The organism is Pseudomonas sp. IT-P44 (assembly GCF_949768225.1).
GTDB classification, from domain to species: Bacteria; Pseudomonadota; Gammaproteobacteria; order Pseudomonadales; family Pseudomonadaceae; genus Aquipseudomonas; species Aquipseudomonas migulae.
In genome coordinates, this window is sequence record NZ_CATKQM010000057.1 from 103,089 (window position 1) to 119,719 (window position 16,631).

Consider the following 16,631-nt stretch of genomic DNA (forward strand, 5'->3'; position numbering starts at 1 on the left):
CATTTCTTCCTGTTGCCCCTTATCGAAAGCGGCGAACCTCAACGCTTCTGAGCATTTCCCATCAGTCATCGTGACTACACAGCCATTAAATGACGCGTCACCTTACGCGTCCAGTCTTCAACGCAAGTAGCCCGAGCGCGCCACCTGTGAGTCTGATATCGACATGCGCCAGCGTGACAACCCATTACCGGTTTACTACCTCGGCGAATGCCCCGTGGGCGCCGTTAGTGTCCAGAGCCTGAGCTGGCTGACCTCCAAGGGTAATCAAAATCGAGGAATGCTCGCAGTGCGAACACAAGTCCGTTCACGAGGGCAAAATGCACGCGTGTGGTCATGACGGCCATACCGCCATGCTGTTGGGAGCAGTACGCTACTTTTCGTTGAACCGAGACTTCCCCGGCACCATTCACTTCATCTTTCAACCAACCGAAGATGCCCGGGCCTGCGCAATGGCAAACGTCCACACGCCCAACTACGACTTCAATGACTCGATCCTGGCTACTGGTTCTGCCTACTGGGTCAATTTGGTGAAGGTAGCCAACAGCTGATCCTTCTTCCAGGCACGTTCCATCCAACCGGTGCAGGCGCATCGGTTGGAGCAGATGACTCCGTAGTCTGCCTTCACGGAATTCAGCGCAGACAGATACTATGTTCAAACAAAATGAAATCGTCCCTTCGATCGAATCGGATCAGCAGGCTCTCGAGCTCAACGGCCTGCCTACATAAGGTCTTACTGGAATGAATATATCTCCGATCCTCTCAGCGTTCATTGCCAAACTAGAAGATGAAAGCAACGATATTACCAAACGACTATTTTCCGGGGATTTTTCCGACTCTGGATCGTTCCCCCTGATCACAGAGAAATTCATCAGTAATGATTCAGAGTTATTTGAAAATGTTATACCCGCCCTTCTTTCCGACTTGACCAACACCTCACTAGCACAGGAGATACTGTCATTTGAACGATCACAGCTGAACGCTAAAATTGAACGCCTTTACAGCGAGGCAATCAAACGTCCCGATGTTGAAAAATGGAACCTTGCATTGGCGTCGCGCGACGAATCAGCGTTAAAAAAACTTTCTTATGAAAGCCTGCGCGAGGAATCTGAACTTACATTCAACAGTGTACTTCTGACCATTGCCGGCGCCGAGAACTACACCGAACGCCAGAATTCCGAAAACTATTTCCACGCTACGCTTTTAAAGAAAATACAAGACAAAATAAACTCAGAGAAAAACACAGATAAAACTTATAACAAACCCAATCTGAGAATGACTGATATTTATTATTACTACAAAAATCTAGGCATTGATATCACCAACACTGACAAGCAATATGAGAAATATGGATTATATTCAGTAACCGAAAATACCGAAATATTATCTGGCTTACCCGCTAGAATCATGGATCGCGCCAGAGAAGCACAGTTTTTTATTGATACACCAGAACACATTCTAGACATGTTTATATGCGCAAAAAAAGAACTATTGATAGATAAATTGTCGTTTTTGATAACGTCCAACATGATTCTTGAAACAAAAGAGAAGATATTTTTTTTCATGGAGGGCATTCCGCAAATTCTTCCAAAAACAGTTAAGGAATTTCTCGAGGATGAATTTGAAAGTGCGACATGCGAAATAGTAAAAACAGCCAAAGCCAAAACAACCACACTAAACATACCTCCTGCATCCAAATACTTTCGAAACGATTCGGATAGCGACATCTGGTGTTATTCCAACGACAAAACCTTACAGTTTGAAGAAATTTGCAAAAAACCAATTATTCTTGATGACTGCGTCATAACCCAATTAATCCATCTCGAATACAAGCTGGAAGATGACACTATAAAAATTGCGCACCTGGATCACGAATACATATTTTACACCTACGAAGAATTTGACAAGAGACTCTCTAACATCGATCAAAAAGGCGGGGCAAAAAAGAGAATAAAGACTTTCAAAATTGACGACTCATCCATACCGCTAATACTGAATGATGGAACATTCTTTTTATACACCGTTATTGATGCGTACTTTTCGGAGGCCTACCTCATAAGAGATTTTTTTCTGCCGATCATGAGCTTTCTGGAACCCAAACCCTCCATCTCATCATCAGCAAATGAGGCTGCCGACACCATCCAGAACTCGAGGCTTCCGCCGTCTTGATCATGAACCACCTCCGCGAAAGCAACGCCACCCCGTCAGCTACACTCATTCGATACATCTCCGCACAGAGACTTCGACCATGGTCACCAAAACCGCAATCGTGTTCGCTGGCGGCGGCAGTTTGGGTGCGGTGCAGGTGGGAATGTTGCGGGCCTTGGTCGAGGCCGATGTTCGATTCGACATGGTCGTCGGCGCTTCGGTAGGCGCTATCAACGGTGCCTATTTTGCCGCAAGGCCCGATTCCGAGGGCGTCGAGGCGCTCGCCGGATTTTGGCGTGGGCTGAGTAAAACTGACATCTTTCCCCTCTCCTGGATCGACACCTGCAAAGGACTGATCAAGCGGCGTGGCTTTTTATTGCAGCCGGCGGCGTTACACCGATTGCTGGGACAGGCACTTCCCATTCATCGCATCGAAGAAGCGACGCTGCCTCTGCATATCGTCACCACCGATCTGCTCAGTGGTGCCGAGACGGTTCTGTCCAGTGGCAACCTTGAGCAGGCGTTGCTGGCCAGCGCTGCCATCCCGCTGGTGTTCCCCTGCGTGCAAATCGCCGATCAGTTTCTGGTTGATGGCGGCGTGGCAAGCAATACACCTATTTCGACGGCCGTAGCCTTGGGAGCCACCAACGTCGTGGTCATCCCCACCGGCGTGAGTTGCGCCCTGACACAACCGCCCCGGGGCCTGGTCGCCTTGGCCCTGCACACCGTCAACCTGATGAGCATGCGTCAACTGGTGAGCGACATCGAACACTTCCGCGCTGTCACCAGCCTGCACATCGTCCCGCCGTTGTGTCCTGTGGATGTCTCGGTGTTCAACTTTGACCAGACCGAGTCTTTGCTGCAGCGTGCCTATGTGCAGACCCTTCGGTGGCTGGAACGTGGGGGGCTCGAGCGCACCAAGGTACCGGGCGCCCTGACCCTCCATTCACATGCCCATGAGCATTGAGTGATGTGAATGACCTGTAGAACCACCCTGCTCCCTCGTCGTTTGCAACACGGCATCAAATCTTGAATTGCCCCAGCAAGCTTTGCAGACGATTGCCGATCATATACAGCTCATCGACGGTCTTGACCCCGCTCTTGGTCTGGTTGGCAACGGAATCAATGGCCCGCGCGATCTGATGCACCCCGCGGTTGATCTCTTCAGCCACCGAAGTCTGTTCCTCCGCAGCGCTCGCGATTTGTGCGTTCATCGCGTTGATGGTCGCGATCAGTTCGACAGTGTTGCCCAGGAACTCGCCCGCCTGATCGGCCTGAGCGTTAGCGCCTTGAGCCGCTTTGGTGGATTGATGCATTGCACTGACCACGCCATCAGTCGTGCCCTTGAGACGCTCAACCATCGCCTGGATTTCCTGGGTACTGCGCTGAGTACGACTGGCCAACGCGCGCACTTCATCGGCAACCACCGCAAACCCTCGCCCGGCAGCGCCGGCACGAGCGGCTTCGATAGCCGCATTGAGTGCCAGGAGATTGGTCTGCTCGGCAATCGAGCGGATCACATCCAGCACGGTGACGATAGAAGTCACATCGTTTTGAAGGCTCTTCATGGCGAGACCACTCTCATCAAGCTCCACGGTCAGTGCCTGAATTCGAGTCATGCTGCCATTGACTATTTGCCTGGCGTGCCGGGACTGTCTGTCAGTTTCGACGGCGGCGTCGGCAGCGTTTTGTGCGCTAACCGATACTTCTTGCGCTGCCGATGACATCTCATTTATCGCCGCAGCCACCTGGTCGGTTTCCTGGCGCTGCTTATCCATGGCACGGTCAATATGCCTGCTCTGCTCGGCCACATGGCTCACAGATCCATTCAACTGCTCGCTCATGGCGACGATCTGGCTGACGAGGCTGTGAATCTGATCGATAAACGCGTTGAACGAACCGGCAAGTTGCCCAAGCTCATCTCGACTGACCACCGGCAGACGCCGCGTCAGATCGCCCTCGCCCGCAGCGATTTCATCAAGGTGGGCCCGGATCAGGGTCAAGGGACGTAAGCTGCGCTTGACCAGCAGTAAAGCCAACACACCGATAATGCCAACCAGCACACAAGCAATGATGGCGATGCTGAACATCAAGCTGTGCACCCGCGCATCAACATCAGCCCGCACCTTGTCGACCTGAACGTCGATACTGTCCAGATTGATCGCCGTGACCACGACCATGTCCCACTTGGGCAAATAAAAACTGTACGCGAGCTTCGCCACCACCTTATCGGTGTTGACCAGCCCTCCTGAATAGGTGACGAAGTGAGTCTCATTTTTTGCCGCAGCGACCATTTCGCGGTTCAAGTATTTCCCGTTGATGTCTTTGCGATCACTCATGTTGGTGCCGACGCCTTCGCTGCTGTCACCGCGAAACAGGCGTACAACCTGGCTGTCATAACCGATGAAATAGCCGTCATCGCCATACTTCATTTTCGACAAGCGGCTGATCGCCAAGGCTCGGCTGGACGGATCCCCGGCAGCAGCCCGATCATAAAGTTCGGCTATTGAAGTGCGAGCAATGCTCGCGTAATCCTTGAGCCGAGTGCGGCTCTCTTCAAGCAGTCGCTCGCGGGTCTGAGCGACTTCTTGCTCGGCCTGGGACTGCAAAGTGCCACGGGTGCTCAAACCTGAAACCAGGGCAAACAGCATTACCGGAAACAAGGTCAGCAACAGTATTTTGGTTTTAAACGACATCGTTGAAATCCTTCACCCAATCCTGTGAGGCCGAGGCTGAAAAAGCGGCCTGCGAATATCGCGAGGCCGCGATCAGGGAATCACCAGAGCGCGATGTCGTAGGTAAAGTAGATCCGGTTGCTGTCTCGGCCACGGGAATAATCAGAGCGATAAACATAGTTGCGCAACCGCACACCCAAGCCCTTGAAGGTGCCTTGTTGCACGACATAAGCCAGTTCGGCGTCACGTTCCCACTCTTTTACCGTGGTGTTGGACTTACCGTCGTTGCCGCTCAGATAGCGAGTAGAGAACGTCAGGCCCGGCACGCCGAGGGCGGCAAAGTTATAGCCGTAATTAAGCATCCAGGTTTTTTCATCCTCCTCGATGAACTTGCCTATCCCGGCGTTGCTGAACGAATAAACCGTTGCGCCACTGATAAAGGGCAGTCCTGCATCACCACTGAGGGTCTGATAGCCGCCGCCGAATGTATGGCCGGAAATGGCGTAGGACAGTTGCCCGCTCAGCATGTTGTTGTCGATCTTGCCGCCGTAGGCCGAGCCGGTATCGACACTGTTGAAGTAGCGCAAGTCACTGGTCAGCACGCCGCCGCCCAAGGGTAGATCGTGCTGGACACCTGCAAAATTCTGACGGTAAAAGTTTTCCAGCTCACCGTAGAAGTAACTCAAGCGAACGCTCTTCCCCAGCTTGTATTCGGCCCCTGCATAGCTGAAGTCCCCTGATTTATCTCCGCCGTAACCGTCGGGCACAATCGGCATGCTGTCGCTGGAATCGCGCAGTTTGAATCGATCCAGATAGCCCCCGGTGAGGGTGAGGTTTTCGATGTCGACGCTACTGATCTGCGTGCCTTGGTACGTTTGCGGCAACAGACGCGCGTCGTTATAGATCAGCACCGGAGTCTTGGGTAACAAGGTGCCGTATTTGACTGTGGTCTTGGCCAGTTGGGCCTTGGCAGTCATTCCCAGGCTTGCAAATTCGTCAGCCGCGCGACCGTCATCATGGACGGGCAGCAAGCCCGTGCCGCTGCGGCCACGGCCGGAGTCGAGCTTGACCCCGACCAGGCCAAGGGCATCAACACCAAACCCGAGGGTGCCGGGGGTAAATCCCGACTGGTAATCCAACAGGAATCCCTGGGCCCATTCGGTTCGTTCGCTCTTCGCCGTCCTTGCCGACTTGGCACTCAAGCCATGCTCGTCGCGGAAGTTTTCATTGAAAAAGACGTTGCGCAATTGCAGTTTGAGCTTGCTGTCATCGATAAATCCTTCTGCGCTAGCACTGGCCAGCGGCAACAAACCAAGAAGTGAAAACAGCGCCCGTTGGGTATGCAAAGTGGTCATGGAAAACTACTCATTGTTGTTATTTGGGGTGCAGAACAGCGCGCGCCTCGCTGGCGAGGCGCCTTGGGAGAAAACAGGTGGCTTGGGTGAATCAGGTGAAGAGACTGATCGCCCCTGTCAGCAGGGCTAGCGCGGTGATGACCAGTGAAGTGAGCACCGCCCATTTGACGGTGGCTTTCTGGAAGTCGCCGATATCGCGATCGACCATCCCCACCAGCAACAGGGTTGAGGCGACCAGCGGACTCATCAGGTGTACTGGCTGCCCGAGAATCGACGCGCGGGCGATTTCCACCGGATCAATACCATACGCCGCAGCGGCATTCGCCAGAATGGGCACCACGCCAAAGTAATAAGCATCGTTGGACAGAACGAACGTCAGCGGCATGCTGGTAATCGCCACCACCAGCGGGAACAGATGCCCCCAGGACGGCGGAATCCAGTCAACCAGGGTTTGCGCCAGGGAGTCGACCATCTTGGTGCCGGAGAAAATCCCGGCAAAGATGCCGGCGGCAAACACCAACAGTACGACGGTCATGGCGTTGCCCGAATGGGCGAGGATGCGTTCCTTCTGAATATCCAGTTGCGGATAGTTGATCATCAGCGCCAGTACGAAGCCGATCAAGAACAGGATCGCGGAATGCATGATCCCCATCACCAGTGCGACCATCACCGCGATCACCAACAGCAGATTGACGTAGGCCAGTTTCGGTCGCTTGTACGGCGTGTCTTCAAGAATCGCCTTGATGTAGCAATCTCCCCCGCCGCTTTCCAACTGGATATTGCCGATCCGTTTGCGCTCGGCACGGCCCAGCAGAAACGCGGTGAACACTACCCACATGGCGCCGCCAATCATGGTCGGCAGCAACGGCACGAAGTATTCACCGGCATCCAGGCCCAGCGCCGCGATCGCTCGGGTCGCCGGCCCTCCCCAAGGCGTCATGCCACTCATGATGCTCAGAGAAAGCATGGCAATGGTCGCCAGAATCATCGGGTTCATCCCGATACGTTTGTACAGGGGAAGCATTGCCGCACAGGTGATCATGTAGGTGGTGGTGCCATCACCGTCCAGGGCCACCAGCAGCGACAGCAACGCTGTGCCGACAGCGATTTTCATCGGGTCGCCGTTGACGCGTTTGAGGATCTTGCGAATCAGCGGGTCAAACAGACCGGCGTCGATCATCAAGCCGAAAAACAAGATCGCGAACAGCAGGAGCGCGGCCGAAGGAGCGACCATTTTCAAGCCGTCGAGCATCATCTTGCCGGTAGTGCCACCGAAACCGCCAATGACGGCAAACACAATCGGCACCACCGTCAGCGCGACAATCGGCGATAACCGTTTGGTCATTATCAGGACGGTGAAGACCACCACCATGGCCAATCCAAGCAATGCGAGCATAGGTCAGTTCTCTTGTTCTTATGAGTAGCGTGGCCGACGCACAGGCGCGCGACCCCGTCCCCGCCAGACGGCACGATCAACGGTGCCTGGCGGGAGTTATTCATTGAGGTATTTAAGGGGGCTGGATTCAGCCGCGAACGGTCAAGCGTGTTCGGTGACCTTCAGGCCATCCCAGTCGGGGTTCTGGACTTGGGCTGGGGGTGCGGCAGGCGAAGGTTTGCCGTCCAGAGTCCGCATCAGTGTTTCGCGATCACAGGCGTTCTCCGAGATGGACATCACCACGGTAGCCACGGCGTTGCTTGCCAGACTGGTCAAAGCCCGGGCTTCCGACATGAAACGATCGATACCGATCAGCAAGGCAAGGCCGGCCAAGGGAATGTCATGGATCACTGTCAGCGTCGAAGCCAGCGCGACAAAACCGGCACCGGTGACGCCCGCTGCACCCTTGGAGGACAACAGCATGATTGCCAGCATGGTCACGGTCTGTGTCAGGCTCAGTTCGATGTTGCAGGCCTGAGCAATGAACACCGCTGCCAGCGAGAGGTAGATGGCCGTACCATCGAGGTTGAACGAGTACCCCGTTGGCAACACCAGCCCCACCACGCCTTTCTTGCAACCCAGGGCTTGCAGCTTTTCCAGCATCCGCGGCATCACCGGCTCGGTGGAGGAAGTCCCGAGCACCACCAGGAATTCTTCGCGGAAGTAGCGCAGCAACTTCCACAGACTGAAGCCATTCGCCCGGCAAATGCTCCCCAGCACCACAAAGACGAAGAAGGCGCAGGCGACGTACAGCGTCATGATCAGCTTGGCCAATGAGCCCAGCGATGTAATACCGTACTGGCCCACGGTGAAGGCCAAGGCGCCAAAGGCACCGATCGGAGCGAAGCGCATCAAGTAGGAGAAGATCTTGAACACCATGTGCGAGGCGGATTCCAGTACATCCAGTACCGGCTTGCCGCGCTCGCCTATGGCCGACAGCGCAAAACCGCAAAGCACCGCGATGAACAACACCGGCAGTACTTCACCTTTATTGAAGGCACCGATGAACGTGTCGGGGATGATGTGCATGAAAAACTCGACCACTCCCAGCTTCGCGGCCGAATCGGTGTACTGCGACAAGCCCTTGGTGCTCAACTGGGTGGGGTCGATGTTCATGCCCACACCGGGTTTGAACAGGTAGACCGACACCAGGCCAATAATCAGGCTGATCACGGTCAACGCCAGGAACAGCAGCATGGTCTTGCTCAACAGGCGTCCGAGGGAGCGTTTATCGCTCATACCCGCGATACCCGTGACGATGGTGCAGAACACCACCGGAGCGATCATCATCTTGATCAGTTTGATGAAGGCATCACCCAGCGGCTTCAAGGCGATGGCCTGCTGCGACCAAAAATGTCCGACCAGTACGCCCAACAGCACGGCGCAGAGAATCTGAAAGTAGAGCGATTTTACAACTTTCATGGCATCACCCATTTTTAGAATTGTGCTGATGCAAAAACGGCAATGACTAGGGGACGTTATCCGGCGAGTCGTTGGGAAGCCGCGGCGTAGACAAAACCGGAGAACAGCCTGCGCGATGTACGCACTACCGAAGCACGAATGGTCTCACCCTGAGCGCCGGTGTAGGACAATACGACATCTATTCCACCACTTGGGTGTTCAATGCGTACTTGCTGCAAGCGCGGCTCGCTAACCCCGCCGAGCAATTGCGCGACCACACTGCCTTCAGTGACACAAGCAGTGGCCAGGCCGATGGAACCGGTGATCGCCAAGGCCCGGTGGCAATTGTGTGGCATGAAGTAGCGCACCTGGATTGTGCCGCCAGCCTTGGCCGGTGAAACCAGTACTGGCTTGGGGATCACTTTGTCGCTGACATCACCCAGGCCCATTGCCAGGCCAGCTTGCAGTCGCAAGGACTCCAGGCGACGCAGGAACTCTTTGTCGGCATCCAGCTCAGCAGGACTTTCATCACCGCGCTTACCCAGCTGGCCGGCTTCGACGATCATCATCGGCATCGCCATGTCGATGCAGGTCACTGCAATACCGTCGATCAGATCCTGCGTTTGACCAGTCGGGAAAAGCTTGCCCGTCTTGCTGCCCGCCGCATCCAGGAAAGTCAGTTGCACAGGAGCGGCGGTACCCGGCACACCATCGATGGCAGTGTCGCCTTCATAGCTGACCTTGCCACCCGGGGTCTGTACCTCGGCGTTCACAAACGTCCCCGTGTTGAGGTTGCGAATACGCACACGGGTCAGGTCTTTGGTGCCTTTTACCAGCCCCTGCTCGATGGCGAACGGGCCAACGGCGCAAAGCATGTTGCCGCAATTGGGCGCAGTGTCGACTCGACGCTGGGAGACCATGACTTGAACGAACAGGTAGTCGACATCCGCGTCAGGATGCAGCGACGGGCTGACGATCGCCACCTTGCTGGTTTGTGGACTACCGCCACCGATGCCGTCAATTTCCAGCTCATGGCCAGAACCCATAAGGTTGAGCAGCAGCTCATCACGGTCTTCGATCGCAACAGGTAGATCCCAAGCGAGAAATACCGGGCCCTTGGAAGTACCACCGCGCATTAGCACACAGGGAATTCGTTGCATGAATACTGACTCTTGTTGATCAATGGGGGTTATTGATGTCTTGTGAGCAAGAGTCGCAGGCTTTAAAAATTGTTTCCAATGCAAATATCAGCCTGATTATTGCGTTTGGCGCATGACGAATCTAGGATGACCAGGCTGAACAACGCTCGTCTGCCGAGATAAAAAAAGTGAATTATGAGCTCAATGACATCCGATCTTTCGTGAAGATCGCGGAACTTGGAAGCTTCCACGAAGCTGCCGATGCCTTGCATCTTTCTCAACCCGCGTTGAGTCGGAGAATGAAAAAGCTTGAAGAGGGATTGGGAACTGCGCTTCTTGATCGCACGACAAGAAGGGTAAGCCTCACCAGCGTTGGGCGAGACTTCCTGCCCAAGGCACGACGCCTACTGGATGACTTCGACGACTCGATACTTAACATCCGCGAGCTGGCGGAGCGGCAGAGCGGTCGCGTCACCCTCGCCTGCATCCCCACCGCAGCCTTCTACTTCCTCCCTTCGGTCATCCGCCTCTACAACGAACGCTATCCACAAATCCGCATTCGTTTGCTTGATCTCAGTGCGAACGAAGGACTGGAGGCTGTTCTGCGTGGCGAAGCCGACTTTGGCATCAACATGATGAGCGGCCAGCACCCGGACATTGAGTTTGTGCCGTTGGTCAACGAGCCTTTTGTTTTGGCGTGTCGACGCGATCATGAGCTGGCCGGGCGCAGTTCGGTCACCTGGTCTGAACTGAGCAATTACCGCCTTATCGGGGTCGGTCGCCTGAGCGGTAACCGCATGTTGCTGGACCACGCGTTGTCGGGCTTGAGCTGGCGTCCACAGTGGTTCTATGAGGTGCAACACCTGTCTACATCGCTGGGCCTGGTAGAAGCTGGCCTAGGCGTTTCGGCAATGCCGAGCCTCGCAATGCCGGCGGTGGATCATCCAACCTTGGTGAGCGTCCCCTTGATAGAGCCTGTCGTGAACCGATCGCTGGGACTGGTTTACCGAAGAGGCGCCTCACTCTCTCCGGCAGCGGAAAAATTCGTCTCGATACTGCTGGAACAGTGGGAGCAATGACCCCCCTCGTTCAGCCAGCTTTAATAAGTGCATAGGGCAACTCGTCCCGCGCGCGTTCACTGAATGCAGGCGTATATTGGTATTGGCGATCCAGGAAGTTGAGGCGGTAGAGGTCGCCAATGGTATGGCGGACGAAAGTGCTGGCAAAAACCAACGGATAACCCGGAATGCTGGAGGTGCGACATGAGCCAATATCAACGCCTCTTTCTGATTGTCGGTCCAACCATGCGTCACACGCCGGCGATGGAGCGGGCAGTTGCACTAGCCAAAGCCACTGACGCAGTGCTGCATATCGCGGTGTTCATTGAAGACGTCGACATCTTGGGGTTGATGAGCGGGAATGAGCAATTTCGCGAAATCTGTCAGCAAGAGAACCAGAAGTGGCTGCAAGATGAAGCCCAACTGATACGTGGCAATGGCATTGCGGTGACCACCGAAGTTGTATTGGCTCGGGACGTACTTCAAGAAATCCTTCAGCATGTGAAAGACTTGCAACCGGACCTGGTTATCAAGGACGTACACCACGAATCAGCACTCAAACGCGTATTCGTCACGCCTCTGGATTGGCATCTGCTGCGCGATTGCCCGGTTGCTGTTCATCTGGTCAGCGAAATCAGGTGCCCACTTCCGCGGGTGATAGTGGCGGCAGTGGATTTGTCGCATCCAGAACACCAGATTAACGACCTCAATGACCGGATCATCGTGGCTGCGCAGCGGATGGCCATGCAGTGCGATGCAGAGCTGCACCTGCTGCACGCCTTCGACCCATCGCTGACACATATCTCTGACGCCGGTGCCGGCGCCGTGACTATGCCGGGCTTCAGTACCGATGTACGTCGATCACTGCATAAGTCCTTCATTACGCTGGCTGAAAACTACCGAGTGCCCTCTGAACGACAACATTTCATTGAAGGGCCGCCCACCAAAGTGATGTCCGACTTCGCGGCCCACACCCGAGCCGATGTGATGATCATGGGCGATACGCACCGTAAAGGGCTGCACAAGCTAATTGGCAGTACTACAGAGCACGTGTTGTATAAGGTGCCCTGCAATGTTTTGGCAATTAAGGCGCAGGTAGATCAATAACGGATCCGCTTTTAGTGCACAACGGCAGCGTTGGCGGCCGAACAGGCCGCGACGCTCGGCTCGCTGAATGGGTTTTTGTGAATTTCAGTCTATTCTTCCGCCTTCAAGAGCAGTTTTTCGATTAACGGCCTGGCGCCTACAAACATCTTTAAGCTATTGATAAATAATATGTTTTTATAATTTCAAGGCCCGAATATCGCGCTATAAACATTTGCTTACAAAGCAGCAGCTCGCTAAAGCCCGAGTCTGCTACTACAAGTGATAGGTTGAGCTGCCTGAATCGGCCATAAGATGCACAGCCTCGATTATGCGCATCCACCTACCCTCCCTCCCTGCCTTCTTGGCTTATGTTGCACTTTCCTGCCTGTTTGCGGCCGCATGGTTCACCCACCCTGCCCCTGTGCATTCTTCCTTTGCCCTGATGAACCCGGTGAGGGCTGTGGCTGAGCAAGTAGCCAAACCCATTTATACCAGCCGTTTTGCCTCATCCGGGCTGGTGGACTTCGTGCATTCCTCGGCGGTAACCGCCTTGCCTGACGGTAGCCTGATGACCGTCTGGTTCGCGGGTACGCGTGAAGGCGCAGCCGATGTGCAGGTGCGCTCTGCCCGCTTCGACGCGCAAACCGGCGAATGGGGTGCGGAACAGGTATTGGCGACTCGGCAGTCGACCCAGCTAGGCACTGGTAAATACATTCGAAAACTGGGTAACCCGGTCGTTGCGCTCGCACCGGACAACCGGCTCTGGTTGTTCTACGTGTCCGTGTCCATGGGGGGCTGGGCCGGTAGTGCGGTCAATGTAATGGTCTCTGAAGACTATGGACGCCAATGGTCGGCGCCGCGCCAATTGATCACTTCGCCCTTCTTGAATATCAGCACCCTGGTACGGTCGGCTCCGGTGTTTCATGCCGACGGTTCCATCGGCTTACCGGTCTACCACGAATTTCTGGGCAAGTTTTCCGAGTACCTGTACTTGAGCGCAGACGGTGAGGTGATCGATAAATTCCGCATCAGCCATGGCAATAACTCATTGCAACCCACGGTCGTTCCGCTGGATGGACAGCGCGGCATCGCCTTGCTGCGCTATGCCGGCAACACCCACCATCGAGTACTGGCGACCCGCACTGAAGACGCCGGGCAAACCTGGAGCGAGCCTTACCCGCTCGATCCCTCGAATCCCAATTCCTCGTTGGCGGCCATAGCGACGCCCGAACATGGGTTGCTGGTGGCACTCAATGACTTGCAAGAGGGGCGCTTCAAACTGAGTCTTTATGGCACCGACGCAAAAATGGACGATTGGCGCTCGCTGCGCGACCTCGACAAATCGCCTGATCCAGAGGGCGATACGTTTTCACCCGAGGCCTACAAGGAAATCATCGGCAGAGAGTTTCGCGGATCCAGTGGCGCACTTCGCCAACCGCTGGAAGCGCAGTTCCTGAACAACCTGGACAGCCGGGTCTGCAAGGAACAAGCCTGCAGTTTCGAATATGAATACCCGTACTTCATCCGCAGTCCCGACGGTATGTATCACCTGGTTTATTCCTGGAACAACACCTTCATCAAGCACGTCACCTTCAACGATGCATGGCTGTCGGAGCGTGCCAAATGATCAACCTTTGGCAAGCGCATCTCAGTTTCACAATGATCATCTTTCTGTTGCTGCCTTCTTTCGGCTTGAAAAGGGCCGCGCAGATCGTGCTGCTGGTTGCATTGCTGGCCGCCAGCTTTATACCGCTGGACGGCTTGTCCTTGGCGGCTTACCTGCGCAGCCACATTGATGACCTTGCGATGACGACCTTGGTGTTCATGGCGTGGGGCTGTTTGCGTCGACTGGGTTTCCTGCCGGCTGCGCAGCAGGATAAAACCCGCGTATTGATTATCTTCGCTGCGCTGGCGCTGGCGTTGTATCCGGCAACGCTGGGGTTGAGTCATCTGGACCCTTACCGGTTTGGCTTCAGCCCGCGCCCGATGCTGATTTTCTTCGCTCTGCTCACGGCAGGTCTGTTTTACCTGCGCAGCTACCTGGCCGTCGTGATGCTGGCCAGTGCGACCCTGGCCTTCATCGCAGGGGTAAAACCTTCGCACAACTATTGGGATTATCTGGTTGATCCGCTGCTGGGGCTGTATTGCTGCGCGGCACTGCTGATGCTTGCGGTGCGCTGGACGTACGGTTGGCTGAACACGCGGTTTGGCTCAGTGAAAGACTCCAGATCCATTTGAGATCCAACGAAATTTTTAACAGGGGTACAGGGATGGGTTGGCTGCAATCGAGACGTTTGCATTATTGGCTAGGCGCAACAGCGATTGTGTTTGTGCTGTTTGCATTGCTGCGGGTGGTGTTCTTTTTCGGCTTCTCCGGTTTCGACGCCCGAGCATTGAGCGACGACCATGCCGTCCTGGAAACCCTGGGCATCGGTTTTCGTTTCGATCTGCGCCTGGCCATCCTGGTGATGTTGCCACTGGCGTTGCTGGCCTGGATTCCTCGTTGGAATCTTGTCAGCAGCCGCCTGCTTCGCCGATTGGCGCGCGTGTATCTGTCAGTCGCCCTGGGCGCCCTGCTGCTGATCTATATCGTCGATTTTGGCCATTACGCCTATCTGGGCGTACGGATCAATGCCACCGTGCTGCGCTTCATAGACGACGCGCAAATATCCCGTGACATGGTTTGGCAAACCTACCCGGTTATCTGGATTTCACTGGGGTGGCTGGCAACGGTCGCCATGGTGATGCTGGCCCTGGTGCGCTTGGAGCGCGTGACGCTGGACCGCCCCCGTAAAGCCATTCACCCGCTCTCCGTTACATGGGGTAGCGCGTTGATGGTCGTGTTGGTGCTGTTGGGTATTTTGGGCCGTGTCGAGAACATGAACCTGGAAAACCCTGTCCCGTTGCGCTGGAGCGATGCGTTCTTCTCCGGCAATAACCAGGTCGCTGCGCTGGGCTTGAACCCGGTAATTTTCCTCTACGACACGGTCAAGGTCGGCCAGTCGCGCTACGACGAAGCGCAAGTGCGTGAACACTACGCCGTGATTGCCAAGTACCTGGGCGTGGATCAGCCCGATCCACAAACCCTGAATTTCGTCCGTCACCAGGCGCCACAACCCTACAAGGTATCGAGCACACGGGCGCCAAACGTGATGTTTGTCATGCTCGAGTCGCTGGGTACCAGTGCCGTCGGCGCCTATGGAAACCCGATCAATCCGACACCCAATATCGATCGACTGGCTACGCAGAGCTGGTTCTTCGAGCACTTCTATGTTCCGGTCACCGGGACCGCAAAAACCGTTTGGGCCAGCATTAGCGGGGTTCCTGACGTCACTCGACAGGAAACCGCGACGCGTAATCCGCTGATCACCAAGCAGCACACATTGATCAATGCCTTCACCGGTTACGAGAAGATCTACACCATTGGCGGCAACTCCGGTTGGGCCAACATGAATGCCTTGATCCGGCAAAGTATCGACGGGGTTCGTTTGTTCGAAGAGCGGGACTGGAAATCCCCGGTCGTGGATGTCTGGGGGATTTCAGATCTGGATCTGTTCAAGGAAACCGACAAGATCCTGCAAGCGCTGCCCAAAGACAAACCGTTCTTTGCCTATGTGCAGACGGCCGGTAACCATCGTCCCTTCACGATTCCCAAGAGCAATGACGGATTCGAGGTCAAGCACCCTACCCTCGCTGAAGTTCAGGCTGCGGGATCGCGCAGTGTCGAGCAGTACAACGCCGTGCGCCTGCTGGACTTCAACATCGGACGCTTGATGGAAATTGCCAAAGCGGGTGGTTACTACGACAACACCATTTTCGTGCTGTTTGGCGACCACAACACCCGTATCGCCCAGATCCCTTTCCTGGCGCCGGCTTATGAGCAACTGGGTCTGGAAAGTAACGCGGTGCCCATGATCATCCATGCACCGGGTCTGCTCGGCACGCGTACCGTCAAGGAAGCTGTCGGCCTGGTGGACTTGCTGCCAACCGTGGCGGGCATGGCCGGCCTTGAGTTTCGCAACAGCGGCCTGGGGCGTGACATCCAGCAGCCTGCGCCCGAGGGTGAACGCGTAGTGCCGTTGGTGTTGCGTGAAGGCACGTTCCCGTTGATTGCGGGCGTCACTCAACACTACATGGTGCAGATGGAGCACGACGGCAGCTCGCCGACGTTGCACGATCTGGCCTCCGCGACGCCGCTGGACAACGTGGCCGGGCAAAACCCTGAAGAGTTCAAGCGCCTGGTGCAACTGACCCGTGGCATGCATGAAACGTCCAGGTTGATGTTGTACCAGAACGTGCGCAAGTAACCGGGATCGGGGTCGGCTACCGCGCCGACC

The 16,631-nt window shown here is 55.4% G+C and carries 13 protein-coding genes; 8 read left to right on the forward strand and 5 right to left on the reverse strand.

Going from position 1 to position 16,631, the window contains the following annotated elements:
• Window positions 1-269: 269 nt before the first annotated feature.
• The 3 genes from ACM6IO_RS24325 to ACM6IO_RS24335 all read left to right on the forward strand — a co-directional run bounded on the left by ACM6IO_RS24325 (window position 270) and on the right by ACM6IO_RS24335 (window position 3,112).
• Window positions 270-548: a M20/M25/M40 family metallo-hydrolase gene (locus ACM6IO_RS24325; protein WP_414912431.1), complete on the forward strand. Its 279-nt coding sequence runs from the start codon at window positions 270-272 to the stop codon at window positions 546-548.
• Window positions 549-738: 190 nt separating this feature from the next.
• On the forward strand, window positions 739-2,166 hold the full coding sequence (locus ACM6IO_RS24330) for a hypothetical protein (RefSeq protein ID WP_414912384.1): 1,428 nt from the start codon (window positions 739-741) through the stop codon (window positions 2,164-2,166).
• Window positions 2,167-2,245: 79 nt separating this feature from the next.
• On the forward strand, window positions 2,246-3,112 hold the full coding sequence (locus tag ACM6IO_RS24335) for a patatin-like phospholipase family protein (RefSeq protein WP_414912385.1): 867 nt from the start codon (window positions 2,246-2,248) through the stop codon (window positions 3,110-3,112).
• Between the two features lie 55 nt (window positions 3,113-3,167).
• On the opposite strand, the gene ACM6IO_RS24340 is transcribed toward ACM6IO_RS24335, so the two are convergent.
• From ACM6IO_RS24340 to ACM6IO_RS24360, 5 genes are all read right to left on the reverse strand, one after another.
• Window positions 3,168-4,841 carry a methyl-accepting chemotaxis protein gene (locus tag ACM6IO_RS24340; RefSeq protein WP_414912386.1) on the reverse strand — a complete coding sequence of 558 codons (1,674 nt, stop codon included), beginning with the start codon at window positions 4,839-4,841 and terminating at the stop codon, window positions 3,168-3,170.
• An 80-nt stretch (window positions 4,842-4,921) separates the two neighbouring features.
• Window positions 4,922-6,175 carry an OprD family porin gene (locus ACM6IO_RS24345; RefSeq protein WP_414912387.1) on the reverse strand — a complete coding sequence of 418 codons (1,254 nt, stop codon included), beginning with the start codon at window positions 6,173-6,175 and terminating at the stop codon, window positions 4,922-4,924.
• A gap of 91 nt (window positions 6,176-6,266) precedes the next feature.
• Window positions 6,267-7,571 (reverse strand): CitMHS family transporter, encoded by a 1,305-nt coding sequence (locus tag ACM6IO_RS24350; protein WP_414912388.1) that lies wholly within the window; start codon window positions 7,569-7,571, stop codon window positions 6,267-6,269.
• Window positions 7,572-7,712: 141 nt separating this feature from the next.
• Entirely contained in the window at window positions 7,713-9,044 is a 1,332-nt protein-coding gene (locus ACM6IO_RS24355; protein WP_192227181.1) for a dicarboxylate/amino acid:cation symporter, read from the reverse strand.
• Between the two features lie 44 nt (window positions 9,045-9,088).
• A complete protein-coding gene (locus ACM6IO_RS24360; RefSeq protein ID WP_223480008.1) occupies window positions 9,089-10,171 on the reverse strand; it encodes a 4-oxalomesaconate tautomerase in 1,083 nt (360 codons plus the stop codon).
• A 167-nt stretch (window positions 10,172-10,338) separates the two neighbouring features.
• Between ACM6IO_RS24360 and ACM6IO_RS24365 the strand changes: the two genes are divergently transcribed.
• The 5 genes from ACM6IO_RS24365 (at window position 10,339) to ACM6IO_RS24385 (ending at window position 16,601) form a co-directional block, all read left to right on the forward strand.
• On the forward strand, window positions 10,339-11,229 hold the full coding sequence (locus ACM6IO_RS24365; protein WP_032832639.1) for a LysR family transcriptional regulator: 891 nt from the start codon (window positions 10,339-10,341) through the stop codon (window positions 11,227-11,229).
• A 183-nt stretch (window positions 11,230-11,412) separates the two neighbouring features.
• The gene (locus tag ACM6IO_RS24370) at window positions 11,413-12,315 is read left to right on the forward strand and encodes a universal stress protein (protein ID WP_414912389.1); all 903 of its coding nucleotides are present in this window, start codon (window positions 11,413-11,415) and stop codon (window positions 12,313-12,315) included.
• Window positions 12,316-12,622: 307 nt separating this feature from the next.
• Window positions 12,623-13,921 carry a sialidase family protein gene (locus ACM6IO_RS24375; protein WP_008041507.1) on the forward strand — a complete coding sequence of 433 codons (1,299 nt, stop codon included), beginning with the start codon at window positions 12,623-12,625 and terminating at the stop codon, window positions 13,919-13,921.
• The gene (locus ACM6IO_RS24380) at window positions 13,918-14,532 is read left to right on the forward strand and encodes a hypothetical protein (protein ID WP_223552924.1); all 615 of its coding nucleotides are present in this window, start codon (window positions 13,918-13,920) and stop codon (window positions 14,530-14,532) included. The genes ACM6IO_RS24375 and ACM6IO_RS24380 overlap by 4 nt, the downstream gene beginning before the upstream one ends.
• Before the next feature lie 32 nt (window positions 14,533-14,564).
• Window positions 14,565-16,601, forward strand: coding sequence for an LTA synthase family protein (locus ACM6IO_RS24385; protein ID WP_414912390.1), 2,037 nt, complete (start codon window positions 14,565-14,567; stop codon window positions 16,599-16,601).
• Window positions 16,602-16,631: the final 30 nt, after the last annotated feature.

What these genes read in the sequence shown, in the direction of transcription:
- ACM6IO_RS24330 (WP_414912384.1), top strand. Translation starts at nt 739, where the DNA reads ATGAATATATCTCCGATCCTCTCAGCGTTCATTGCCAAACTAGAAGAT.
- ACM6IO_RS24335 (WP_414912385.1), top strand. Translation starts at nt 2,246, where the DNA reads ATGGTCACCAAAACCGCAATCGTGTTCGCTGGCGGCGGCAGTTTGGGT.
- ACM6IO_RS24340 (WP_414912386.1), bottom strand. Translation starts at nt 4,841, where the DNA reads ATGTCGTTTAAAACCAAAATACTGTTGCTGACCTTGTTTCCGGTAATG.
- ACM6IO_RS24345 (WP_414912387.1), bottom strand. Translation starts at nt 6,175, where the DNA reads ATGACCACTTTGCATACCCAACGGGCGCTGTTTTCACTTCTTGGTTTG.
- ACM6IO_RS24350 (WP_414912388.1), bottom strand. Translation starts at nt 7,571, where the DNA reads ATGCTCGCATTGCTTGGATTGGCCATGGTGGTGGTCTTCACCGTCCTG.
- ACM6IO_RS24355 (WP_192227181.1), bottom strand. Translation starts at nt 9,044, where the DNA reads ATGGGTGATGCCATGAAAGTTGTAAAATCGCTCTACTTTCAGATTCTC.
- ACM6IO_RS24360 (WP_223480008.1), bottom strand. Translation starts at nt 10,171, where the DNA reads ATGCAACGAATTCCCTGTGTGCTAATGCGCGGTGGTACTTCCAAGGGC.
- ACM6IO_RS24370 (WP_414912389.1), top strand. Translation starts at nt 11,413, where the DNA reads ATGAGCCAATATCAACGCCTCTTTCTGATTGTCGGTCCAACCATGCGT.
- ACM6IO_RS24375 (WP_008041507.1), top strand. Translation starts at nt 12,623, where the DNA reads ATGCGCATCCACCTACCCTCCCTCCCTGCCTTCTTGGCTTATGTTGCA.
- ACM6IO_RS24380 (WP_223552924.1), top strand. Translation starts at nt 13,918, where the DNA reads ATGATCAACCTTTGGCAAGCGCATCTCAGTTTCACAATGATCATCTTT.
- ACM6IO_RS24385 (WP_414912390.1), top strand. Translation starts at nt 14,565, where the DNA reads ATGGGTTGGCTGCAATCGAGACGTTTGCATTATTGGCTAGGCGCAACA.